Origin of the sequence: Campylobacter sp. TTU_617 (assembly GCF_016599045.1) — a bacterium.
Lineage (GTDB): Bacteria > Campylobacterota > Campylobacteria > Campylobacterales > Campylobacteraceae > Campylobacter_D.
Map to the genome: position 1 here is coordinate 19,570 of NZ_JAENKV010000008.1, position 24,176 is coordinate 43,745.

General features: G+C 26.2%; 25 protein-coding genes. 2 read left to right on the forward strand and 23 right to left on the reverse strand.

Going from position 1 to position 24,176, the window contains the following annotated elements:
- Nucleotide 1: 1 nt before the first annotated feature.
- The 3 genes from GQV94_RS04895 to mqnP are packed head-to-tail and all read right to left on the reverse strand — an operon-like array spanning nucleotide 2 to nucleotide 1,871.
- Nucleotides 2-511, reverse strand: a complete 510-nt coding sequence (locus GQV94_RS04895) for a DUF6115 domain-containing protein (RefSeq protein WP_200169929.1) — start codon at nucleotides 509-511, stop codon at nucleotides 2-4.
- Nucleotides 508-1,005: a hypothetical protein gene (locus GQV94_RS04900; protein ID WP_200169930.1), complete on the reverse strand. Its 498-nt coding sequence runs from the start codon at nucleotides 1,003-1,005 to the stop codon at nucleotides 508-510. The genes GQV94_RS04895 and GQV94_RS04900 overlap by 4 nt, the downstream gene beginning before the upstream one ends.
- Complete coding sequence (gene mqnP, locus GQV94_RS04905; protein WP_200169931.1) at nucleotides 996-1,871, reverse strand: menaquinone biosynthesis prenyltransferase MqnP; 876 nt, start codon at nucleotides 1,869-1,871, stop codon at nucleotides 996-998. Before mqnP ends, GQV94_RS04900 begins: the two co-directional genes overlap by 10 nt.
- Before the next feature lie 67 nt (nucleotides 1,872-1,938).
- On the opposite strand from mqnP, the gene miaA reads away from it, so the two are divergent.
- Nucleotides 1,939-2,808 (forward strand): tRNA (adenosine(37)-N6)-dimethylallyltransferase MiaA, encoded by an 870-nt coding sequence (gene miaA, locus GQV94_RS04910; RefSeq protein ID WP_200169932.1) that lies wholly within the window; start codon nucleotides 1,939-1,941, stop codon nucleotides 2,806-2,808.
- Here miaA and GQV94_RS04915 read toward each other — a convergent pair.
- The 20 genes from GQV94_RS04915 to GQV94_RS05010 form a co-directional block, all read right to left on the reverse strand.
- Nucleotides 2,797-5,160: a tetratricopeptide repeat protein gene (locus GQV94_RS04915; RefSeq protein ID WP_200169933.1), complete on the reverse strand. Its 2,364-nt coding sequence runs from the start codon at nucleotides 5,158-5,160 to the stop codon at nucleotides 2,797-2,799. The two genes, miaA and GQV94_RS04915, sit on opposite strands and share 12 nt — an antisense overlap.
- 19 nt (nucleotides 5,161-5,179) lie before the next feature.
- Nucleotides 5,180-6,574 (reverse strand): NADH-quinone oxidoreductase subunit N, encoded by a 1,395-nt coding sequence (locus tag GQV94_RS04920; RefSeq protein WP_200169934.1) that lies wholly within the window; start codon nucleotides 6,572-6,574, stop codon nucleotides 5,180-5,182.
- On the reverse strand, nucleotides 6,564-8,054 hold the full coding sequence (locus tag GQV94_RS04925; RefSeq protein ID WP_200169935.1) for an NADH-quinone oxidoreductase subunit M: 1,491 nt from the start codon (nucleotides 8,052-8,054) through the stop codon (nucleotides 6,564-6,566). Before GQV94_RS04925 ends, GQV94_RS04920 begins: the two co-directional genes overlap by 11 nt.
- 1 nt (nucleotide 8,055) lies before the next feature.
- The gene (gene nuoL, locus GQV94_RS04930) at nucleotides 8,056-9,852 is read right to left on the reverse strand and encodes an NADH-quinone oxidoreductase subunit L (protein ID WP_200169936.1); all 1,797 of its coding nucleotides are present in this window, start codon (nucleotides 9,850-9,852) and stop codon (nucleotides 8,056-8,058) included.
- Nucleotide 9,853: 1 nt separating this feature from the next.
- A complete protein-coding gene (nuoK, locus tag GQV94_RS04935; protein WP_200169937.1) occupies nucleotides 9,854-10,150 on the reverse strand; it encodes an NADH-quinone oxidoreductase subunit NuoK in 297 nt (98 codons plus the stop codon).
- Entirely contained in the window at nucleotides 10,150-10,665 is a 516-nt protein-coding gene (locus GQV94_RS04940) for an NADH-quinone oxidoreductase subunit J (RefSeq protein ID WP_200169938.1), read from the reverse strand. Before GQV94_RS04940 ends, nuoK begins: the two co-directional genes overlap by 1 nt.
- Nucleotides 10,662-11,330 (reverse strand): NADH-quinone oxidoreductase subunit NuoI, encoded by a 669-nt coding sequence (gene nuoI, locus GQV94_RS04945; RefSeq protein ID WP_200169939.1) that lies wholly within the window; start codon nucleotides 11,328-11,330, stop codon nucleotides 10,662-10,664. Before nuoI ends, GQV94_RS04940 begins: the two co-directional genes overlap by 4 nt.
- Before the next feature lie 9 nt (nucleotides 11,331-11,339).
- Nucleotides 11,340-12,338, reverse strand: coding sequence for an NADH-quinone oxidoreductase subunit NuoH (nuoH, locus tag GQV94_RS04950; RefSeq protein WP_200169940.1), 999 nt, complete (start codon nucleotides 12,336-12,338; stop codon nucleotides 11,340-11,342).
- Nucleotides 12,331-14,793 (reverse strand): NADH-quinone oxidoreductase subunit G, encoded by a 2,463-nt coding sequence (locus tag GQV94_RS04955; protein ID WP_200169941.1) that lies wholly within the window; start codon nucleotides 14,791-14,793, stop codon nucleotides 12,331-12,333. The genes nuoH and GQV94_RS04955 overlap by 8 nt, the downstream gene beginning before the upstream one ends.
- Nucleotides 14,790-15,494 carry a hypothetical protein gene (locus GQV94_RS04960; protein ID WP_200169942.1) on the reverse strand — a complete coding sequence of 235 codons (705 nt, stop codon included), beginning with the start codon at nucleotides 15,492-15,494 and terminating at the stop codon, nucleotides 14,790-14,792. The genes GQV94_RS04955 and GQV94_RS04960 overlap by 4 nt, the downstream gene beginning before the upstream one ends.
- Entirely contained in the window at nucleotides 15,484-15,717 is a 234-nt protein-coding gene (locus GQV94_RS04965; RefSeq protein ID WP_200169943.1) for an NADH-ubiquinone oxidoreductase subunit E family protein, read from the reverse strand. Before GQV94_RS04965 ends, GQV94_RS04960 begins: the two co-directional genes overlap by 11 nt.
- The gene (gene nuoD / locus GQV94_RS04970) at nucleotides 15,714-16,940 is read right to left on the reverse strand and encodes an NADH dehydrogenase (quinone) subunit D (protein ID WP_200169944.1); all 1,227 of its coding nucleotides are present in this window, start codon (nucleotides 16,938-16,940) and stop codon (nucleotides 15,714-15,716) included. Before nuoD ends, GQV94_RS04965 begins: the two co-directional genes overlap by 4 nt.
- A gap of 1 nt (nucleotide 16,941) precedes the next feature.
- Complete coding sequence (locus tag GQV94_RS04975; RefSeq protein ID WP_200169945.1) at nucleotides 16,942-17,733, reverse strand: NADH-quinone oxidoreductase subunit C; 792 nt, start codon at nucleotides 17,731-17,733, stop codon at nucleotides 16,942-16,944.
- Complete coding sequence (locus GQV94_RS04980) at nucleotides 17,733-18,236, reverse strand: NuoB/complex I 20 kDa subunit family protein (RefSeq protein WP_200169946.1); 504 nt, start codon at nucleotides 18,234-18,236, stop codon at nucleotides 17,733-17,735. The genes GQV94_RS04975 and GQV94_RS04980 overlap by 1 nt, the downstream gene beginning before the upstream one ends.
- Nucleotides 18,218-18,607 carry an NAD(P)H-quinone oxidoreductase subunit 3 gene (locus GQV94_RS04985; protein ID WP_200169947.1) on the reverse strand — a complete coding sequence of 130 codons (390 nt, stop codon included), beginning with the start codon at nucleotides 18,605-18,607 and terminating at the stop codon, nucleotides 18,218-18,220. The genes GQV94_RS04980 and GQV94_RS04985 overlap by 19 nt, the downstream gene beginning before the upstream one ends.
- A gap of 115 nt (nucleotides 18,608-18,722) precedes the next feature.
- Nucleotides 18,723-19,391, reverse strand: coding sequence for an ATP-binding cassette domain-containing protein (locus GQV94_RS04990; protein ID WP_200169948.1), 669 nt, complete (start codon nucleotides 19,389-19,391; stop codon nucleotides 18,723-18,725).
- On the reverse strand, nucleotides 19,375-20,127 hold the full coding sequence (locus tag GQV94_RS04995) for an ATP-binding cassette domain-containing protein (protein ID WP_325099650.1): 753 nt from the start codon (nucleotides 20,125-20,127) through the stop codon (nucleotides 19,375-19,377). Before GQV94_RS04995 ends, GQV94_RS04990 begins: the two co-directional genes overlap by 17 nt.
- Nucleotides 20,127-20,909, reverse strand: a complete 783-nt coding sequence (locus GQV94_RS05000; RefSeq protein WP_200169950.1) for an ABC transporter permease — start codon at nucleotides 20,907-20,909, stop codon at nucleotides 20,127-20,129. Before GQV94_RS05000 ends, GQV94_RS04995 begins: the two co-directional genes overlap by 1 nt.
- A complete protein-coding gene (locus tag GQV94_RS05005; protein WP_200169951.1) occupies nucleotides 20,902-21,858 on the reverse strand; it encodes an ABC transporter permease in 957 nt (318 codons plus the stop codon). Before GQV94_RS05005 ends, GQV94_RS05000 begins: the two co-directional genes overlap by 8 nt.
- The gene (locus GQV94_RS05010; RefSeq protein WP_200169952.1) at nucleotides 21,839-23,377 is read right to left on the reverse strand and encodes an ABC transporter substrate-binding protein; all 1,539 of its coding nucleotides are present in this window, start codon (nucleotides 23,375-23,377) and stop codon (nucleotides 21,839-21,841) included. The genes GQV94_RS05005 and GQV94_RS05010 overlap by 20 nt, the downstream gene beginning before the upstream one ends.
- A gap of 290 nt (nucleotides 23,378-23,667) precedes the next feature.
- Here GQV94_RS05010 and GQV94_RS05015 point away from each other — a divergent pair, with 290 nt between their 5' ends.
- Nucleotides 23,668-24,099, forward strand: a complete 432-nt coding sequence (locus tag GQV94_RS05015) for a hypothetical protein (RefSeq protein ID WP_200169972.1) — start codon at nucleotides 23,668-23,670, stop codon at nucleotides 24,097-24,099.
- The last annotated feature ends 77 nt before the right edge of the window (nucleotides 24,100-24,176 follow it).

Genomic DNA, 24,176 nt, shown 5'->3' on the forward strand with positions numbered 1-24,176 from the left:
CCTACTTAATCATTTTTTTAAATTTTAAAACAAGCTCGACATTACCTATACCTACTCTTAGATCTTTTGCAATTTGCTCTATACTTTTACCTTGCTGAAATAATTCTATAATTTTTTGCTCTTCTGTATCGTAATTAGGCGTAAGTTTGCTTATACTTTGTGTTTTTTGCTCTAAAGTTAAAATTCTATTTTGCTGTTCATTTTGAAATTCTTCTATAATACTTTCAACATTTTGCAAACTTTGCAAAATAGGATAAATTTTATGAGAAACTTCTTTTTCAAGCATTATTTTTACTTCATCTTTTAAAAGATCTATATTAAACTTTTCCTCACTATCATCTTTTAAATCTAAATCTTTTTTAAGATAATGTAACTCCTTAGTAAGATCTTCCATAGCATTTTGCAATTTTGTAATTTTACTTGTATTTTCTTTATCCTTAATATTCATATAGGCTAAAAAAGCAACTAATAAAACAATCATAAAGACTAGATAAAGCACATCTACACTCATTTATTTCCTTTAAAAGTTCTAATGATATCTCTTTGAATTTCTACTACAAAAGCATTATAAATATCTTGATCACCTGATTTAATCTTAATGATTTTAGCTAACTTTTTATTTAGTGCTTTAAAATAAAAAGCTATTTTTTGATCATTAATCTCGAATCTAGCATAATATTCTTGGCCTTCTATTAAAATTTCATTCTCAAAACCTATATGCTCAAAATTTAACAAACTTATAATATCTGACTGAGCTAAAGCAAGCAATTTATTTTCTTTAAATAAACGATTTTCAATTCTTGAAATATCCTCTTTTAAACTTAAAAGTAAATCAAAGATTATCTTTTCAGAATCTTCAAAATCAATCCTATAAGCTATTTTTTTCCATTTGGCTAATTGATGATTTGTGTTAATATTTAAATATTCTTGCAAAAATAAATTATTATTTATATCACAAGCTTCAAATTCTATCTTTAAATCTGTTTTAAAAAGATTTAATTCCATAATAAATCAACCCATATAAAAATAAAAAAAATAATACTCAAATATCCATTTAAAGTAAAGAAAGCTTTATTAATATGAGAAAAATTTTTACGGACAATTTTATGTTCAAAAAATAAAATTAAAGCGCTAAGAATTACACCTATTAAAGCAAAATTTCCTAAAGGAGAGACAAAAACAAAAATAAGCCAAAAACATACAGCTAAAATATGAAAAAAAGCTGAAAACAAAAGAGTAGTCTGACTTCCAAATTTAGCAGGTATAGAATAAAGTCCCATTTTTTTATCATACTCCATATCTTGAAGGCTATATAAAAGATCAAAACCTGCTGTCCAAAATGTAACTCCTAAACATAAGAATATACTAAAAATATGAATTTCTCCTAATACCACAATACTTCCCGCAATAGGAGCCAAACCCAAACAAAAACCAAGAACTAAATGCACAAAAGAACTAAAACGTTTAAAAGCTGAATAAAATGCCAAAATAAAGAGTACAGGAAAGGAAAGAATAAAAGCTAAATTATTAATAAAATAAGAGCAAAGAATAAAAACCAAAGCATTAAAAACGATAAAAATCCATATACTTTTTTTACCAATACGACCATTAATATTAGGTCTATCTTTACAACGAGGATTGTTTAAATCAATATCTTCATCCATCAAGCGATTTGAAGCCATAGCAAAATTTCTAGCACTAATGGCACAAATAATTCCTAAAATTAAGGCTTTAAATCCAAACCAAGCACTATCATTTGCTATTTTTGAAGCAACAAGCATAGAACTTAATAAAAAAGGTAAGGCAAAAATAGAATGTTTAAATACAATCAAATCTAAAATATCTTTAAATTTATTCCATATTAAACTCATTAAAACTCTTTTATAAATTTTTGTTATGATTTTACTAAAATTTTATAAATTTTTAGAAAGTTTAATAATGTTTTTTGAATTTGCACTCATTGGTCCTACAGCTAGCGGAAAAACTGCTATTGCAAATGCTTTAGCTTACGAATTTAAAGCTGCTATCTTAAGTCTTGATAGCCTTTGTATTTATAAACAAATTAATATAGCAAACGCTAAAAGTGAAGATAAAATTTTAAATGAGCTTGATTATTTTGGAGTAAATCTTTTAAATGTAAATGAACATTTTAATGTTTCTTTATTTATGCAAGAATATGAAAAAGCAAAAAAATGGGCCCAAGACAAACAGAAAATTCTTATTATAACTGGTGGAACGAGCTTTTATCTTAAAATTTTAATGCAAGGATTAAGCGAAAAAATAGAAGAAAAAGAAATTACAATTAGCAATAATGAAATATATGAACTCTTACAAAAAATAGATCCTACTTTTAAAATCGAAAAAAATGATACTTATCGTCTAAAAAAATGGTTTAATATTTATGAAAGCACTAAAGAAATACCAAGCGTTTTTTTAAAGAAAACTCAAAAAAAACCTTTAATTGAAAAAATGGAAATTTATAATCTATCTTGGGATAAAGAAGAACTTAGAAAAAACATACAAAAACGCACTAAATTAATGTTAGATCTAGGCTTAGTAGATGAAGCTAAAAACCTTTTTGAAAAATATGATGCAAATTTAAAACCTTTAAATTCTATAGGATTAAAAGAATGTAAAGCTTATTTAAATAATCAAATATCGTATAAAGAATTAGAAAATTTAATCAATATCCACACTGCACAACTTGCAAAAAGACAAAGAACTTTTAATAAACAATTTGAAAAAATAGATCTTAATTATGATGAAGCTTTTTTGTATTTGCAAAAAAAACTTCAATCATTGAATTAATTGATTTTTCTGACTACATAAGTTTTGCCAGCTAGAACTTGCATTGATATCTAAACATTGTTTTAAACTTTCTTTTTGTGCATTAACATCTTTTAAATTTTCATAAATTCCACTTTGTATATATAAAGCCCTAGCCCTATCATTTGGTGATAATTTTAGCTTTAAAAGATCGGTTAAAACACTCAAGGCCTTTTCATTTTGATTGGTATTTTGTAAAGTATCTAAATAAATAAATTCTAAATTTGGACTAAAAAGATTAATCCCTTTTAAATTTTGATAATCAATTGCCTTTGGCGCATAAGTTAAAATAGTTGTTTGCATATTATGATCATTTGCATAAGTAAGTAAAGCATCATAAAGCTCTACCATATTAAAATTCATAGGAAAACTCTCTAAAATTTGTAAAATATCCATTGCTTTATTATAATCATTTAAACGCAAATAAGATAAAAATTCTAAATAATAAGCTTTAAAATTTTCTTCATCGCTTTTTAATATTCTTGAATTTATGATTTCATCAGCAATTTTAATCACTTGAGTATATTGTTTATTATCAAATAAAATTTGCGCTTTTTGTAATCCATAAAAAATACTATCTTCGTGATAATTTTTATCAATGTATTGCAAAGCTTCATCTAATCTAGATGTTCTTTGAAAACAAGTAAGCATTTTCTTTTTATTGCTAATTTTTTGCCCTATATCATAAGCTTTAAATTCTTCAAAAATTTCACTTGCTCTAATACAATCATCTTTTTGTAATTCCTCGCTAAGTAAAAAAGTAGCAGAATCTTCTAAAATTTTAAGAGTTGAAGGAATTTTGATTTTCTCAATTTGATCTTTATAAGTAATTATTTTTGGATAATTTTTCTCTTTATAATAAAGTTTAATGTCTTCTTCTAAGGCTTTATTACTAATAGCTTGATCACTTTGTTCATATTGTTTTATTATTTCTTCATAACGTTGATGGAGTAAGGTTGCATTATTATCATCTAATTTTAAAAAAACTTCATCATTAGCTTTTCTAATTTCATCAATATAAAGCCCATCTACAAATTCATTCATATATAAATTTATATATTTTTTTGCCTTTAAAGCTTCTTTAGTATGAAGCAAAGAAAAAATTAAATTTTTTAAAACATTTTCATAACGAGGATCTGTTTTATCCATTTGTTCAAAAGTATCCTCATAAATTGAAGAACTTGTATCATACTTTTGATTTTTATAAAAAAGATTAGCAAGATCTAATGCTCTTGAGATATCTTTTCCAAAATATTTTGGATCTGCTTTTAAAACAATATCAATATAATCAATTGCTTGTTTTATTTTATTATTTGTTATCAAATCTTTTGATAAAGATAAAGCAGATCTTGCTGCAAGATCTAAATTTTTATTATTATAGAAAGTATTTTCATAAATTGAAATTGCTCTTTCTTTATCTCCTAAATCATAAATGTAATCAGCATAATCAAGTCTTGCAAGATCTGTAAAATAATTATTTGCTTGCTCATTATTTAAAATCGACATTACATAATCAACATCAGCCTTTTGAGAAAGTGCTATATATGTTCTTAGCATGATATATAAAACTTCTGGAAAATTTTTATCACTTGTAAAAGTCCTCATCCAATTTTTAGCATCATCAATCATACTTTCTAAAATCTGTTGATCTCTAGAATCTGAATTTTGAGTATAAATTTTATTTTGTGCCCTTAATTTATAAAGAGCAAATTCACTCATAAAAATACTACCTTTATAACGATTAATAGCATTTCTTGCATCTGTAATAACTTGTTCATAATTTTGTTTTTGATAGTCTTTTTCTATACGTAAAAAAGTATTAATGTCAGCACTTTGAGGGATAAATACCGGATCTGAGTTTAAATCAAGAGCTCCTATATAAGGAAGGCTTTGATGAGGAAAATCTATGGGAAATTCTAAACCATTGTACTCTTTAGTATTAGCAATATTTGGCACAAAAGCAAATGTAAGACTTTTTGATTTTAAAGAATTATCAGTGCGAATTTCAGTATCCATAAAAATATTTTGCGAAAAATTATATACTTTAGTATCAACTTTTGGAAAGATTAATAATTTTATTTTTTGATCTTCTTTAATAAATCTAAGATCAAATAAAGCAAAATTTTGATCTTTTAACTCATTATTTACTACACCTAAAATTTCACATTCGTAGTGAATTTTAGTATCTTCAATAACACTTTTGCATGTAAATTCTTGATCATTATTAATATGTAAAATTGCAAAAGGTTGATTATTCTCACGACCTGTATTTAACACTAAATCAAATGCAAAAAGTTTTATAATGCTTAATAATATTAAAATTAAAATTTTCATAAATTAATTACAAAAACTCCTACAACATGAAAAATAGTGCTAAAATATTTACGCCAATACATAAAATCAATACTAAATTTTGTCTAAAATTTAATTTGGTGATATAAATCTTATCTTTCTTTATAAAGAATGCATTAATAATAATTTTAATATAGGCATAAAGCATAATCATAGAACTTAAAGCAATAAATAAAGCTAAATATCCATAGCCATTTTCTATAATAGATTTTAAAATCATAACCTTACCCCAAAATACCCCAAAAGGAGGAATCCCAGCTAAAGAAAGAACACAAATTCCTAAACAAATAGCTATTAAAGGTCTTTTAGTTAAAATTCCTTGCAAATCTTCATAAGAACTTTTCTTTAAAAGACTTAAAATTAAAAAGATAGCATAGTTAGCAAAAGCAAACAATACCCAATATCCAAAAATAGGAATTAAGCTCAAACTAAAATCTTCTTGATTGTATCGCAACAAAGGAATTAAAGCACATAATACAAAAGAAGAATGAACCACAGAACTATAGGCTAACATTTTTTTAATATTTTGCTGGCTTAATGAACTTATAGCTGCTAATATCATAGAAAAAACTGCTATTATCATTATAATATATTCAAATCCTAAATTACTCATAAAATTAAAAATTCTTAATATAACAACAAGTATAGCAACTTTTGGAACAACTGAAATAAAAGCAACCAAATTTGTATGGGCCGCATAATAAACATCTTTTAACCAAAAATGAAAAGGTATTAAAGAAAGCTTGATGGCACATAAAATAAAAATAATAACCCCTATACTTAAAAATAAAGGATCTTTTTGAAATTCATTTTTTAACGCAAGGGTAGAATTTAGATCTAAACTGCCTGTTTTCATATAAAATAATGCACAAGCAAGAGTAAAAAATCCTGCTCCAACAGCAGCAACGCTAAAATATTTAATACTAGAAGAAATAGCATTTTGCGTTCCTCTCATAGCAATCAATGTATAAAGGGCTAAGGAAGATCCTTCAAGAGCAATAAAAATTAAAATCAAATTAGAACTTGAAACCATCAATAATAATGAAGAAACCATAAATAAAAATAAAGGATAAAATTCACTTTTATTTTTTTCTCTATCCATTAAAAGGTATAAAAAGGAAAAAAATAAAATAATACAAGATGCATAAAAAGATACTATATCACTTCTTAAAGTATCCAAAAATGCTTTAGCCTCTATACCTTGCATACTCATATTTGATAAAATTAAGAAAAAAGAAAAAATTAAAGATAAAATACTAATGCTTATATAAAAACTTCTATGAAGCTTATAAAAAGCTGAACAAAATAAAAGAATAATTGCAATAATAATTAAAAAAATAAAAGGATATGCCAAAGCTATATTAAGTGCTTCAAAATTAATAAATTCATTTAGCATAACTTTCTCCTTTTAAATTAGATAAAAATTCTATTGTACTTTTTTCAATAGCTTTAATATTCATAGTATTTATCAACTCTTTACTATTTTCTTGTAAAGGTTGTAAAAAAATCTTAGGGGCAACTCCAAGATAAAAAATTAAAATTGTAGCAATACTTAAAACAAAAATTTCCCTAGGATAAAGCTTAAAGCCTGCAATACCATTATCTTTTTGCATAAAAAATATTTTTCTAAATAAATTAAGCATATAGATAGCTCCAAGTATAATCACCAAACCAGCTAAAAATGCATATAAAAGATTGATCTTGGCAATACCTAATAATACTAAAAACTCACCGATAAAAGATAAAGTTAAAGGTAAAGAAATACTAGATAATAAAACAATAGCAAAGAAAATTGCAAATAAAGGCGCTTTACTTGCTAAAGAATGGTAAAAAGAAATTTCATAAGTATTATATCTTTGAAATAAGCTTTGCATCATTAAAAATAAAACTCCCGTTACAAGTCCATGTGCAAACATATAAAATACAGCTCCGCTTATACCTAAAACATTAAAAGAAAAAATACCAAGAACAATAACACCAATATGAGATAAAGAACTATAAGCAACCAATTCTTTTAAATCATCACTCCTATAAGCAATTAAAGCACAATAAATAATACTTACTATACACAAAGCCGCAATTAAAGGCATATAATACACGCTAGCATCTGGGAAAAGTACTAAGCAAAATTTTAAAAAACCAAAAGGAGCCATCTTAAAAGCTACAAGCATTACAGAAACAATTGTTGGAGATTTTGCATAAACTTTTGGCGCCCAAGTGTGAAAAGGAAATAAAGGCGATTTTATAGCAAAAGCTATAAAAAAAGCTGCAAAAAGAATAAGTTGTTCATTTAAATTTGCCCCAGAAACATTATTTTTCCAAATTTCTAAATCAAAAGTCCAAATATTTAAAAGTTGATAATTTAAATAAGCTAAATAAATCATAGCAACAAGCATTAAGATAGAACCTATAAAAGCATAGATAAAAAACTTGATTCCATATTTAAATTCTTTAGAATAAATTCCTATAATATAAATTAAAGGTAAAAGAGAAAATTCCCAAAAAATGTAAAAAAGTAAAGCATCTAAAGCACTAAAAAGTCCTAGCATTGCAAATTCTAATAAAAATATATTTAATACAATATCTTTTTGTTCTAGCTTTAAAAATACAAAAGAAAGAAATACCATTAAAGAACAAAGAAGCATCAAAATTAAAGCTATGCTATCTATTCCAATATGGTAATTAAAAAATTTTAAAATTTCAAAAGAAACTTTATACTCAAAATCAGTTCCTGATAAAAAATCTAAAAAAACTTTGATATTTAGCACCAAAACTATAAAACTTGCCAAGACGCTAAAAATTTTAATCCCACCACGTTTTAAAAGTAAAATGACAAAAGCGGCAACTAAAGGAGAAAAAATCAAATAATTTAACATATTAAACCATCCATACTAAAAAAAGTAAAATGACAAAAGCGGCAACTAAAAATTTAAGCATTAATGAAAGCGAATTGGACATAATAATTTTTTTAGACAATAAATTAAGATTTAAAACAATCTTATCTATACAAGCATCAAAAATATAAATATCACAATGCTTCATTACTGCACACAAACTTGCATATTTTTTAATTAAAAAATTATGATAAAACTTAGGAATATAATACTCATTGCTTAAAAGTTTATAAATATTTTTTTGCTCTAAATTTGGTTTAAACCAAGATTTTTTATAAGCAACAATAGCTAAAAGTATTCCAAAAATAGCAGCAATACTTGCAAGAATCATTACAAGAGAATTTTGCGCATTAATATAAACAAGTTTAATACTTATAAAATCAAAAAATTTATGCTCAAAAAATCCTAAAATAATAGCTAAAATCGCCAAAGGAGTCATTGATAAAAGAGCCAATTTACTTGCTTCGTGAGGATGAGTATTATGTCTTTTTGGGGTAAAAAATACAAGCATTAAAAGTCTAAAACTATAAAATGCTGTCATAAAAGCTGCTATTAAAAGCACCAAAAAAATCCCGTGATGAAAAGTTATAAAAGAGTAGCCTAAAATCAAATCTTTAGAAAAGAATCCAGCAAAAGGATAAATTCCTGCTAAAGCCAAAGATCCAATAAGCATAAAAATGGCTGTAATTTTCATAGGATTAAAAAGTCCACCCATTTTTCTAATATCCAAATTATTATTCATAGCATGCATTACATTTGCAGCACCTAAAAATAACAAAGATTTAAAAAAAGCGTGAGTTACTAAATGAAATAAAGCTATACTATAAGCCCCTAATCCTGCCGCAACAAACATATAACCTAATTGAGAAAGGGTTGAATAAGCAATAATACGCTTTAAATCAGTAGCTACTAAAGCCATAGAAGCGGCAAATAAAGCTACAAAAGCTCCTACAAAAGCTATTATATAGCTTACTTCAGGAACTAAATCATAAATTATATTAGCGCGAATTACCAAATAAACCCCTGCAGTAACCATAGTTGCTGCGTGAATTAAAGCTGAAACTGGAGTAGGTCCAGCCATAGCATCTGCAAGCCAAGTATGAAAAGGAAATTGTGCTGATTTTCCCATAGCACCTATAAATAAACAAATTGCTATAAGAACTAAAGCAGAATGATCAATACTTGAAATCAAAGAAAAAACTTCATCATATTTTAAAGTATTTGTTTGCAAATAAAGCCAAAAAATTCCAATTAGCATTCCAAGATCACTAATTCTATTCATAATAAAAGCTTCATTAGCTGCAAAAGAATATTTATTATTTTTATACCAAAAACCGATTAAAAGCCAAGAGCATAAACCAACTCCTTCCCAGCCTATAAATAATCCTAAGAAATTATCGCTCATAACTAAAAACATCATAGAAAAAACAAAAAGACCTAAATAAGAAAAATATTTATTAAATCCCTCATCATCTTGCATATAAAAAATACTATAAAAATGAACTAAAGTAGCAACTATGCTTACCACACTCATCATAGTTAAAGAAACAGCATCAATATCAAATCCAAAAGAAAGACCTATAGTAGGAATCCATTCAAAAAGTGCAATATTAAAACTTTGATTTTCAAAAAGAAGTATTAATGAGCTCAAAGCACTTAAAGCTATAAAAAATGAACACAAAAATCCTACAATAATTTTTTTCTTACTCAAAGAGAAACAAGAAGCTAAAATAAATGCCATAAAAGGCGCAAAAAGAGAAATTAAAGCTAAATTTTGCATATTACACCTCTACTTCTTTTAAACTTTTTAATTCTAAGCTTCCTTTTTTTCTATACCAAAGAACACACAAAGCTACTCCTACTGCTACTTCACAAGCTGCTATACCCATAATAAAAAGTGCAAAAACTTGTCCATTTAAGTCATTGTGCATTTTTGAAGCAGCAATTAAAATTAAATTTGCAGCATTAAGTAAAATTTCAGTAGAAATAAAAAGCATAATTAAATTTTGTCTTTTTAAAATACCTATAAGTCCAACTATAAACATTAAAATTGCAATAATAAAATATTTTTCTATCATTATTTTTCCTTGCCAAACTCTTTATGCGTAAGAACAATAGCACATACTAAAGCTATTAAAAGTAAAACAGCTATAAATTCGAAAGCCAAAAGATATTTTGAAAAAATAGCAAAAGCAAGTTGCTTACTATAATCAAAAATAAGAGGATCTTTAAGAGTTAAATCAGTACTAATATTTTGATATTTAAACCCACCAATCATTAACAAAAGAAGCAAAGCACTTAAAACAACTAAAAAGAAAAATATTTTTTTGTATTTTATTTTTTCTTTTAATTCTTTAGAAGAATCAAAAAACATTATAGCAAAACTATAAAGTCCTAAAACTGCTCCACTATAAACGATAATTTGTATTACTCCAATAAATTCAGCATCTAATAAAAAATAAAACCCTGATAAAAAAACCATTCCACCAGCTAAAGCCGAAAGTGAATATAAAACATTTTTACTTAAAACAGCCACCAAAAAAAGGCCTAAAACCACCACACTAAAAAATACAAAAGCTAAATTTTCTATCATTTGTTTTCTCCCTGTGAGGCTAAATTTGGCAATATACATTCTTCATCAGTGCATAAATTATTTTCTCTTTCTTGTAAAACTTCATAATAGTTTGGAGTTTTTTTAACAAACAAATCAGCATCTTTTCTCAAGCTTCCAGAACCTTCAAATTCTTTTTGAGCTTTAAGATGATCAATAGGAGTTAAAAAGTCATTTTTATAACCAAAATAAGCTCTTTGTTCTGATGCACTCTCATACTCACTTGTATGGACTATAGCAAGTTCTGGGCAAACCTCAGCACAAAATCCACAATAAATACAACGTCCTAAATTAATACTATAATTGCTTACTTTTTTACGACCTTCCTCATCTAAAGAAGTTTCCATTCTTATACAATTACTAATGCAAATTTTCTCACAAAGACCACATCCTATACATCTTTCATTTTCACTTTCAATAAAACGCATTAGTCTATGAACAGCTCTATACCTTGAATCAAGCTTAATTTTTTCAAAAGGATATTTTATTGTCGCACTATTATTTTTCTTTATTAATTCTCTTAAAAGAACAAAAAGTCCCACAAAAAGTTCTAACTTAATAGATCTTTTTATAGTTTGAGAAATTTTTTGCCAAGTTGTTTGAGGATTTTTTCTTTTCTCATCAACTAAATAATATTGTTTTTCCATTATAAGTCCTTAAAAAACAATTGTAAAAGCTGTTATTAAAAGATTAAAAACTGCTAAAGGAATTAAAATCAAATAACACATTCTCATTACCTGATCAGGACGCAATTGAGGAAATGCAGCCCTAGCCCAAAAATACCAGAAAAAAATAAAAACAGATTTTAAAATTATCATAATCCAACCAGGAATAATCCAAAAATCATTAAAACCGCCCAAAAATAAAAGTGAAACAAGAATAGCTCCTGCTATCATAGAAGCATACTCACCAATAAAAAACATACCCCAACGAAGTCCTGAATACTCTGTTCCATATCCAGCAACAATTTCAGCATCATTTTCAGTTAAACAAAGCGGGGTTCTATTTGTTTCTATAAATAAAGCGATGATAAAAAGAATAAAAGCTAAAGGTTGTTTAAAAATAAGCCAAGAAAGAATTCCATCGCTTTGATAATTATTAATATCTATAAGAGAAAAAGATCCAACAAGCATAACTATAGCAATTAAAGCTAAAGCCCCTACACTTTCATAAGAGATAATAGCCACCAAAGCTCTTGCTGCACCTAAGATAGACCATTTATTATTACTAGCAAGTCCTCCTAAAAATACCGCATAAAAACAAAGTCCAGAAGTTCCTATTACAAAAAGTAAAGCTACATTAATATCTGCAATAATTGGCTGAACTACTCTACCAAATAAAGTAAATTCGGGCAAAATAGGGATAGCTGATAAGGAAACAAAAGCACTAATAGCAGCAATTAAAGGAGCAATTGCAAAAATAATTTTTTGCGAATTTGAAGGGATAATATCTTCTTTTGTAAAAAGCTTAATCATATCAGCAACCAATTGAATCAATCCAAAAGGACCAACCATATCAGGACCTATACGTCTTTGAAAATATGCTAAAACTTTTCTTTCAGCATAAGTTGCAAAACCTGCCAAAGTAGCAAATACTGCAAGCACTACAACGCATTTAATCAAAGTTTCTATCGCAAAATAAGCAAATTCACTCATTATTTGCTCCTAATTTTTTAATTTTTGCTACAATAAATCTTTCTTTAAAAAAGCTTAAAGTATCAATCTTGCTATCAAAATAAGGTAAAAAAATACTATTTTTTAAATCTTTATCTATCCTTACACTAAGGATTATTTTTTTATCATCTATAAAAAATTCAACCAAATCTTTATCATTTAAATTAAGCTTTTGAGATAAATCTTCACTCATGCCTAAAAAGATACTTTCCTTTAAAGCACTAGCTAGATTAGAATATCTTCCAAATTGATAACTTGGATTGGCACTATAAACTATAAATTCATTTTCTTTTAAAGCAAGAGAAGATTTAAGATCAGGTAAAATCCATTCTAAATCTGCATTTTTATCAAAAACTTTTGTATCCAAAAGATAACCTCTTTTATTTTCTCCACCATTAGTATAATAATTTTCTAAATGATCAAATTCTATCGGTAAAAATCCTTTATTGATTGGCAATCTCTTTGTATAATCAATGGTAAAATTCTCATCAAAACCTAAAGCATTTGCTAAATCATTTAAAAAATAACCATCAAATTCTAAGGCTGCATTAGTTGGAACTACTCTTTTATCGTAATTTACAAAAGTTCCTTCTTGTTGATTCAAACTAGAACTTTTAAGATCATTGTATTCCTCATAAGAAAAGCTAAAATCACCTTTTTCATTATATCCTAAAGTTTTTCCTTCTTTAGCTTCTGATAAATCACAAATTAATGAAACTCCTAAAGTATTTGTATGTGTTGGATTTAAGAAAATTTTAAAAGGAGTTGTATTTTGAATAAGAGCAAGAAGTTTAGCAAGTTTTTTAGAATTTTTATGAAAGTAAAAATCACTTCCTATAATCAAAGTAAAATTATTTTTCTTTAGCAATAAATCTTCTAATTTGTCCTCATCAATGCCTAAATTTTTAGCAAAAACAGATTTTTTTACCTCTACAAGCTTTTTTATCTTCTTAGGCAAAATCTTTTTTACTTCTTTTTGAATTTCATTACCTTCTTCATCTTTTTCTATTATTGTTTCTATTAATTCTTCATTAATACTTTCTTCTATTTCTTTATTTTCTTGGATAAAAAATTCTTCTAAAGCTTTTTTTATATTTTCATCTTGTGAAAATTTTTGTAATAAAAAGTATAAAATTTGTTCTTCATCTCCCACCTTATGAGTGTGAGTAATGAAATTTTTAGAATATTTTTTCACCCCTTCATCTTCTAAAGGATGAAAATAAAATCCTGCTCCTTTATTCATTACTAAAGCATTATTAATCTTATAACTTAGTGTTGGTGCATCATATCTTAATAAAGTTCCAACAACAACTAAAAAGTCACTTTTAGTTATATCTTCACTTGTTGCATTATAAATACTTCCTGAACTTTGTATAAAATCATTTAAAAATTCTTTAAAAGCTTTTGCCTCATCATTAATCAAACAAAGATCAAATTTCTTTTTCAAATTCTGTAAAATCAAAGCTTCTTCATTTGTGATAAAACTATTAAATTTAATATTTTTAATTTCCCCTTTTTTAATTAAAGAAATTAAATAATCAAAAGCTTTTTTATCTTTTTTTCCTGCACTTTGGGTGTCAAATCCATATCTTGCAGCCTTATTTAAAGTTGCAAAAGAAAAATCATTACTTACTCTATAAATTTTTGTTTTTTGTTCATTGATACTTGTTTGTTTCACATCATAATACATAAGCTCACAATCACTAGAATGCGGATTTGAAGCTGGAATCCTTTTTAATTCCCAAATATTTGAAGTATATTGAAATGAAGAACTAATAAGAGCACCTGTAGGACAAACGCTAGTACATTCTCCACAAAATGAACAATCAAGTTTGTCTCCACTAGAAGGACCTATTAAACTTTTTTGGAATTTAGTCCAAATAGCATAAGCATCTTTTCCCATATTTTCTTTAAAAGTGATATCTGGCATATTACCACCTCTAGGGACAGTTTTTAAAGCACTTTCACCTATCCTATCCTTACATACAGTAATACAACGTTCGCATACTATACAAAGTGCTGGATCATAATTGATAAATCCCCATTTTTTATGTGGTTTGTGTGTATCTTTAATCCAGTATTTTTGTTCATTTACTCTAGCTTTATGAGTAAAATTTTGAAGCTCACATTCTCCTGATTTATCACATACTCCACATTGTAAAGGATGATTAATACAATAAGCTTGCATAATCTCATTTCTTTCATCCCATAAATTCTTTAAATCACTCTCAACAATCATTTTATCTTTAGCTTTAGTATTACAAGAATATACTTTTTTGCCATCTGCTTCTACCATACACATACGACAAGCTAAAGTTGGACTACAACCGCTAAGATAACAAATCGCTGGGATAAAAATATTATTTCTTCTTGCAATATTTAATATATATTCACCTTCTTCAAAGAAACACTCTTTGCCGTTGATTGTTATTGTCATCTTGCTTCCTTTATGCAAATTTTAACAAAATCTAAACCCTCATTTTCATCATTTAAAAATCCTATTGTTCCGCTTAAATTTTCATCTAGATAAAGCTTAGTATTTAAATTTAAATTTTTACCTTGAATATTTACTTCATCTAAATGCTTAAATTTAGCAAGTTGTAAAAATTGCTTAGAACAATGTAAAAAATTATCATTTAATTTACTTTTAAAAACTACAAGTCCATCATAATTATCAAGTTCTTTTAAAGTTCCTAACTTAGAATCAGAAAAATCATATTCTTTTTCAAAAGAATCCAAAATTTGTAAATTAAATTCTTTACTTAAAATATATATAAAATATTTAATATTTTCAAAATCTTTATAAAATTTTAAGTTTTTATCAAAAATTAAAACCTTAGCTTTTTTTAAAAAATCTAAAATTTCTAAAGCTTCTTCCTCTGATATACAAGATTCCGCACTTAAAAAACCCTCATCTAAATCTTTAAATTTTTGTTTATTGAGTATTTTGCAAAGTAATGCTAAAACATAAGAAATGCTTGCTATTTCACATTTATAAAATTTAGCATTTAGAGCTTTATCTTGCAAACAAGAAATATTAATATTAGAACTTTTTTGTAATTTTTCGCATAAAATTGTGTTATTAAGACTAAGCATATTTACAAAACAAAATGCATTATCGCCACTTTTATAGTGCATTTTTATCCTTTTTTATTACTATAGTCCAATCTTTTTGATTAAATTTCAAAGAATTTAAAAGGGTGCATTTTTTTTCTTTTATAAAAGAAAAACTTTTCTCTACTGCAGAAAAATCTCCAATTTCAAAAAGTATAACTAAAACTTCGTCAAATTTAGCATTTGTAATTACTTCATCCATTTCTAAAAATAAATCTTTGCTCTTTCTTAAATCAACTCTTCTCATCTATCAATCTCACCCAAAACTATATTTACACTTCCCATAATAGCTACAACATCAGCCAAATAAGATCCTACAAGCATTTCTTCAAAAAAAGAACAATGCCAATAACTAGGTGTTCTAGCTTTAAGTCTATAAGGTCTGCTACTTCCATCTGAATGAATGAAAAAACCAAGCTCACCTTTTGGACTTTCTGTTGGAACATAAACTTCACCTTTTGGAGGCCTAAGTCCTTGTGAGATTAAAACAAAATGTTGTTGCAAAGAATAATTTTGTGTTAAAATTTGCTCTTTTGAAGCACTAACATATTCTGGATTATCAGCTAAAATTTCTGGCGGAGTATCTTTATAAAGTTTTATACATTGTTTTAAAATTTTCAAACTTTCTCTAAATTCTTGCATATAAACTTTATATCTAGCATAAGAATCACCTTGAGTAGCATAAGGAACCCCAAAATCGACTTCATTATAAAGCAAATAAGGCTCTTCTTTGCGTATATCATAACAAACTCCACTCGCTCTTAACATAACTCCGCTACAACCCCAATTTAAGGCTTGCTCTTTGCTTACAACTCCAACATTTTCTGTTCTTAAACGCCAAATTCTATTATCATCAAGCAAAGCTTCATAATCTTTAATATCTTTTGGAAATTTATTACAAAAGCTTAAAAGTTCATCTAAAAAACCTTCAGGTAAATCAAGCATTACTCCGCCTATCCTCATAGAAGAATGCGTAAGTCTTGCTCCGCAGTATTTTTCTAATAAATCAAGAACATATTCTCTATCTCTAAAGCAATATAAAAATATACTCATTGCACCAATATCAAGTGCGTGTGTAGCAAGCCAAAGCAAATGAGAAGCCAAACGATTTAATTCTAAAATTATCATACGAATTACAGCAGCTCTACGAGGAATTTCTAAGCCACATAATCTTTCAACTGCAGCACAATAAGCATAATTATTAGCACTAGCAGCAACATAGTCCATTCTATCAGTAGTAGGAATAAATTCTTGATAAATCATATTTTCAGCCATTTTTTCCATACCACGATGCATATAACCTATACAAGGACGTGCTTTAACAACTTGCTCTCCATCAAGCTCTAAAATAAGACGTAAATTCCCGTGTGCTGAAGGATGCTGTGGTCCTAAATTTATAATCATTTTAGAGTCTTCACGCTCAAATGCTATATTTTCATAATAAGGTTTTAACTTGGTAGGAATTTGCATATTAACGCCTTTTATCTAAAAATTTAATTTTATCTCGCTTGATCTTTTTAACAAAAGCCACGCCCTCTTCCTCTTGATACTCTAAAGCTAAAGAACTTTCAACTGGTGTTTTTGCTTTTTCAACTTGATGATATAATCTTGAAAAATTTAAAGTATCTTTATCATCAATAAAAGCTGGATCTCTATTTTCAGGTCCCACTACTTCTCTATAATCTTTTCCAAAAATTCTATCAATCTCATACCATTTTGCAAATTCATCTCCTTCTAAAGGATAAGTTTTTAATAAAGGATGTCCATACCAATCATCTGGCATTAAAATACGCTTTAAATTAGGATGATTTATAATAAAAATTCCAAACATATCATAAATTTCTCTCTCACTCCAATTAGCACCTTTAAAAACACTTGTAACACTTTGGAGTCTTTCTTTTAAAGCTACAAAAGTTTTAATTCTAACACGCAATCTTTTTTTTACATTAAGAAGCTGATAAAAAATGCCAAAACCATTACGTTGCGCAACAAAATCAATTGCACTAGCTTCAATAAAACAATCATAGCCTAATTCTTTAAGTAAAGTTAAAGCTTTTATATTATCTTCTTTTTTAATATCAAGAACAAGAGTGTTAAATTCGATAAAAGCATCTTGAAGATTAATTTTTTCTTGTAAAATTAAAAAATCATCTTTAAAAATACTTTCCTTAGGATCAGTTTTAACACTTTGTGGAGCATGATAAAACCTGTCTTCATAATAATTTTTTAATTGAACATTTTTTTTATCTTGATACTTTCTCATTACACTAGCCTTTTTGGAGCAATTTTACGACTTGCTTTTTCTTTTCTTATTTTTTTTTGCAAAATCATTAAAGCAAATTGAAAGCTTTCTGGTCTTGGAGCACATCCTGGTACATAAATATCAACTGGGATAATTCTATCAACTCCTTGAACAGTCGAGTAAGTATTAAACATTCCTCCTGTATTAGCACAACTACCCATAGAGATAACCCATTTAGGATCTGGCATCTGATCATAAAGTCTTCTTGTAAATTCAGCGTGTTTTTTAGATAAAGTTCCCGCTATAATCATCACCTCAGAATGTCTAGGACTAGCCCTAAAAATTGTTCCAAAACGATCAAAATCATATCTTGATCCTCCTGCTGCCATCATTTCAATCGCACAACAAGCCAAACCATAAGATAAAGCCCATAAAGAATTACTTCTACCCCATTGAACAATTTTATCAACTGTAGTTAAAACTACAGGAAGTCCATTTGCATAATTTACTTGATGCTCTGCCATTCAAACGCCCCTTTTTTATAAGCATATAAAAAACCTATTGCTAAAAGTAAAATAAATATTAAAATTTCAAAAAGTCCAAACCAACCAAGATATTTAAAAATTAAAGCCCAAGGAAATAAAAATACTACTTCAATATCTAAAAGTATAAAAACTAAAGCAACTATAAAAAATTGAGAATTCATTTTATTAGCTTGTTTTACAGGAATAGGACCACACTCATACATTCCAAGTCCTAATTTTTTACGATTTTTAGAAGCAAAAGAATTACCTATCTTAGAGGCAATAAAAACCAACCCAAAAAAAATAGCACTAGCTAATATTAGCATTAAAAATATACCAAAATACGGATGAGAAATCTCTATATGAGACATATATTCTCCTTAATAAGCATTAAACGTATTATAACACTTTTAATTCTTTAAAATTTATTAAACATATATATAAATTTTACTTAATTTTTTCTATATAGAAACTTATAAAATTATTTTATAAGTTTATTTTTTTATACAAAAAATCATTAAAAAACTCCTGTTGATGGGTTATAAAAATATAAGAAACTTTTTGTTTTTGCTGATAATTTTTTAAAAAATTTAAAATTTTTTGTGTATTTAAAATATCAAGTGAAGAAGTTACTTCATCTAAAATTAAAATTTCAGGTTTTAAAATCAATGCTCTTATAAGACCTATTTTTTGTGCCTCTCCACCACTTAAATTAAAAGGTTTTAAATTAAAAATTTCTTTTTTTAATCCAAAAATATCAAAAAAATATAAAATTTCATTTTCGTCTTTTTTTAAAGAAAAATTTTCATATACATCAAATAATAATCTTTTTATATTTTTATAAGGGTTTAAAGCAAGTTTTTGATCTTGAAAAATATATTGAATTTTATTTCTTAATTCTTTTTTCTGTTTAACATTTTGCAAACATAAATTTATTCCTTTATATAATACTTCTCCATATTTTGGAATTTCAAGCATACATAAAATCCTTGCTAAAGTGCTTTTTCCACTTCCACTTTCTCCTGTAATAATTAAATTTTCGCCACTTTTGAGGTTAAAATTTAATTCTTTAAATATAAATATTTCTTCTTTTTTTAAATACCAATGCTTTTTTAATAAATAGCTTTGAGTTAAATTTTTAACTTCTAGTAGCATAAAAACTCCAAAAAGCCTTTGTATATTCATTTTCTTCTTTAAAAAAATTATTTTTACTTATTTTTTGAGAAATTAAACCTTGATGCATTATCAAAAGTTCATCGGCTAAATCATAAACTATTTTTAAATTATGAGTAATAATAATAAGATTTATTTTATCTTTAAGTTCATATAAAAGCTTGATAATTTTTTCTTCATTCTTTTTATCAAGAGAAGAATTAATTTCATCACAAATTAAATATTTTGGTTCGCTTACTAAAGCTAAGGCAAAACTAATGCGTCTTGCCATACCAACACTTAATTGATGAGGATAAGAATGCCAGATTAAATCTAAATTTTTTAACCCTAATAAATCAAGATAATAAAAAGCTTTTTGCTTTCTTGATATTTTATTTAAATTTGTATGCGTTTTCAAAACAATATGAAATAATTCTCCAATATCCAAATAAGGATAAAGACTTAAATGCGCATCTTGTAAAACAAGGGCTACTAAAGATCTTAATTTTCTTAATTCTTTTTCTTTTAAATTTAAAATATCAAAATTATCAATCTTAAATTTCTTAGCTTCAATCTTATAATCTTGATTTAAAAGTCTTAATAAAGACTTAACCAAAAGACTTTTTCCACTTCCGCTTTTTCCTATAATAGCCAAAGTTTTTTTGTCTTTTAAACTAAAAGTAATATTTTGTAATAAGGGTTTATTTTTAAAACTTAGGTTTAAACTATCAATTTCTATCATAATCTTACACCAAAAGTATTTTGCCAAAAACGTGCCAAAAAAAGTAAAGGTAAAATAAGTCCTAAAATAAACAAAAGTGGAAAAACAATCATCCACCAAGCTCCAAGAAATATAGCCTTACTTGCATCATTTAAAATATTACCCAAACTTGGAATTTCAAAAGCAAGTCCTAAACCAAAAAAACTTAGAGTAGATTCAGTATTGATAGAATGAATCACATTTAAAACAAATAATACCATTAAAAGTGAAAAACAAGGTGGAAGCAATTCTTTAAAAAAAGCTCTTATCTTAGAACAGCCCAAAACAAGGGCACACTCATAAAATTCAAGTTTTTCAAGACGTTTTAACTCATCTTCTAAAACTTTAGCTATAAAAGGAAAATGAGCTAAAGCTATAATAAAAATCATACTCCAAAATCCACCTTGTAAAAAACTTTGAAAAAACATAAGCAAAAGTAAAATTGGTAAAGATAAAAAAATATTTAACAAACGTATAAAAAAACTATAAAAAACTAAACGCATTAAAAAAACATAAAAACACGCAAAACAAATGGTAAGCAAAGAAGCAAAAATTCCTATTAAAAAAGAAGTTTTTAAAGCAAATAAAAGCCTAATAAATAAATCTCTACCCAAGGAATCTGTTCCAAAAATATATTCTTTGGAAGGACTTTGATAAACAGAATCAAGGTGTATTAAATTAGGATCATATCCACTTAATAAAAAATTAAAATATAAACATAAAATTATAAAAATAAATAAAAAAATACCAATTTTACGCATAATTTAATCTTGGATTTATGAGTCTAGCAAGCAAAGTGCTAATTAAAATAAAAAAATTAACCATTAAAACACTAAGCATAATTAAAAACATTGCTACAGGATAATCTTTAAAAATAATACTTTGTATCATTAAAAAACCTATTCCATTATAAGAAAATATACTCTCAACTACATAAGCACCCATTATAAAACTTAAAGCACAAGCACCAAAATAAGAAATAATCACCCCCAAAGAATACTTTAAAATAAAGTGCCCATATATTCTTATTTTACTTAAACCTCTTGCAAAAGCATTAAGAATAAATATTTGATTAAAACTCTCAACAAAACTTGTTTTAGCTATGCGCACAAAAATAGCCAAATGTGATAAAACTAAAGTACTAAGAGGCAAGATTAAATGCAAAATTCGATTAGATAAATCATTTTCAAAACCTATATCACTTATACCTGAAATAGGCAAAATTTTTAAAAAAAATCCAAAAATTAAAATATGTATTAAAGCTAAGGCAAAAGGTGGCAAAGCAAAAAAACTAAGGGTAAAGAAATTAATCATCTTATCTATAAAGCCATCTTTATAAATTACACAAATTAAAGCTAAAATAATACTTAAAAAAAATAAAACAAATAAAGATGCTATGGTTAAAATAAAAGTATTTTTTAAAGGTTCTAAAATCAAAAAAAATACTTTTTCTCCGCTAATTAAAGAAGTTCCAAAATCTCCTTTGCAAACTTTTAATAACCACATTTTATATTGTTCTAATAAAGGTTTATCTAAATTCAAATTTGCTTCAATGCGATTTTTTGTTTCTAAACTTACTACATCATTTCCACTAGCAAATACAACACTTGTTTTACTATAATAAAGCATAACAAAACATAAAAATGAACTAAGAAACATTAAAACACAAGTAGCAAAAATTTTATAAATACTAATTTTTACTCCACTCATAAACATTCCAAGTAAATCCTACTCCATGATGACCTAAAATTCTAGGTTTTATACCTAAAATATTTGCTTTATAAACCAAAGCAAAATCTAAATAAGTTAAAAAAATAAAAGGAGGATCTTCGTATAGAGCTTCGATAAAATTAGAATAATATTTCTTTCTTTCTTTTACATCAAGAGAATTTCTTGCTAAAAATAAAGCTTCATCAACCTTAGCATTATGATAATGACCAAAATTCCATCCTGCTGGATTAATATCGCTATCTTGTGAGCTTTCAAATACTCTAAAAGTGTGCAAATCAGGATCAAAAGGACTACCCCAACCCACTAAAAAACTATCTACTTTGGTATAGTCAAAACTTCCAGCTATTTTTGCAATTACTCTTGTTTTTACTCCAAGTTTTTTAAAATCATTTTGCAAAATTCCTGCCAAAACAACTCTTAAAGGATCATTACTCATTGCATAAATATCAAATTCAAGAACTTTTCCATCTTTTTCATAATAACCTTGTTTATTTTTTTTAAAACCCTCTTGCTCTAAAAGTTTTTGTGCTTTTGTCAAATCAAATTTATAACTTGGAAATTCCTTAGGATTAGCCCAAGATTTTTCTAAAGGATGAGAAGCTATAAAACCATAATTATGCAATATATTTTTTACTATACTTTCTTTATCAACTGCATAATTTAAAGCTAAGCGTATATTTTTATTTTTAAGAAATTCATTATTTAAATTAAACATCAAAGCTCTATAATCAGCTGAACTTTGTTTTAAAATCTTAAAGTTTTTATCATTTACAAAAGCTTTAAGTAAAGAAGAATCAATCAAAGCAACATCAATTTGCCCATTTTTAAGTTCAACCACACTAATATTTGGATCTGCTATATGTTTTAAAATAATTTTTTTACTTTTTACTTTTGCAAGATAATAATGCTCATTAGCATTAAATATCATATAAGAACCTTTTTTCCATTTTTCAAATTTATAAGGCCCTGTTCCGATAGGATTTTGATTAAATGAACTAGTATTTAAATTCTCATCTTTTAACAAATGATAAGGAAGTATTCCTATACTTAAAGCATCTAAAAAAGCAGGATATGGTTTTTTTAAACTAATTTTAATCTTATAAGGGCTTAAAATTTCTATTTTATCTACATCTTCAAAATTAACATATATAGAAGAGTTATTCTTTTTATCCATAAAAGCTTTAAGGCTAAACTCAACATCTTTTGCACTAAATTTAACTCCATCGTGCCAAAGCACATCTTCTCTTAAATCAAACTCATAATTTAAGCCATCACTACTTATTTTCCAAGATTTAGCTAAATCAGGTTTTAAATTCATATTTTCATCAAAACGCGTAAGTCCTGAAAAAACTAAAGATATAGCTACATCGTGATCTTCACTATAAGCAGGATTTATCCTTGAAATTTCATTTTCTACTGCAATAACTAAAGTATCTTTAGGGGTTTTTGCATTTAAACTAATAATAAAAAATAAAGCTATAATTATCGTTCTTAACATTATTGTCCTTAATATTGTAGATAATTTGCATTATAACAAAATTTAAATATTTTTCAAATGATTTATCATATTGTTTAATTGAAATAAAATTATAAATATATAAAATTAAAAACATTACAAATTTGCTCATTTTATAAAAAATAAAAAACTTTTATAACTATCATAAAATCATTATAAATATTATTTAAATATCTATAAAATAATACTTTATTAAATTTGACTTAAAATATTTCTTGCAATAAAATAAATTTACATTATATTTAAAATAAGGAGCTAGCTATGTTTAAAAAATATTTAGTGTTGTAGCTTTAAGTGCTTTAATTTCAAGTTCTGCTTTTGCAGAGGATATTCTTGCTAAAATAAGCAATGGAGCAATTAGTGATAATAGTGCGGGTGTTAAAGTTTTAACTCTTGATGAGATGAAAGAGGTTAAGGGTGGGTATTATTTTAAAAGAGATAGTGCCTTTGATTATAATGCAGGCTCTTTAAGTTCTTATGGATATGTTGTAATGAACGACAGTTTTCATCAGGATTCAAATGCGGTTACACAATCATTAGGTTACTCTAGTGGTTATATTGTAGCTAAATACCGCTATGTAAATAATCAAAAAGATTATTATTTGCAATATTTTTCAAGCAAATATGGTTCAGGCACAAATATCTGGGCCTATGCAGGAAGTCCTGCTTATAATATATTAAATGAATTTAAAAACAAATACTAATTCTTTCTAAATTTATTCCATTTTATACCAAAATGGAATAAATATTGCTTGAATTATTTTATATTTAGATTGAAGGC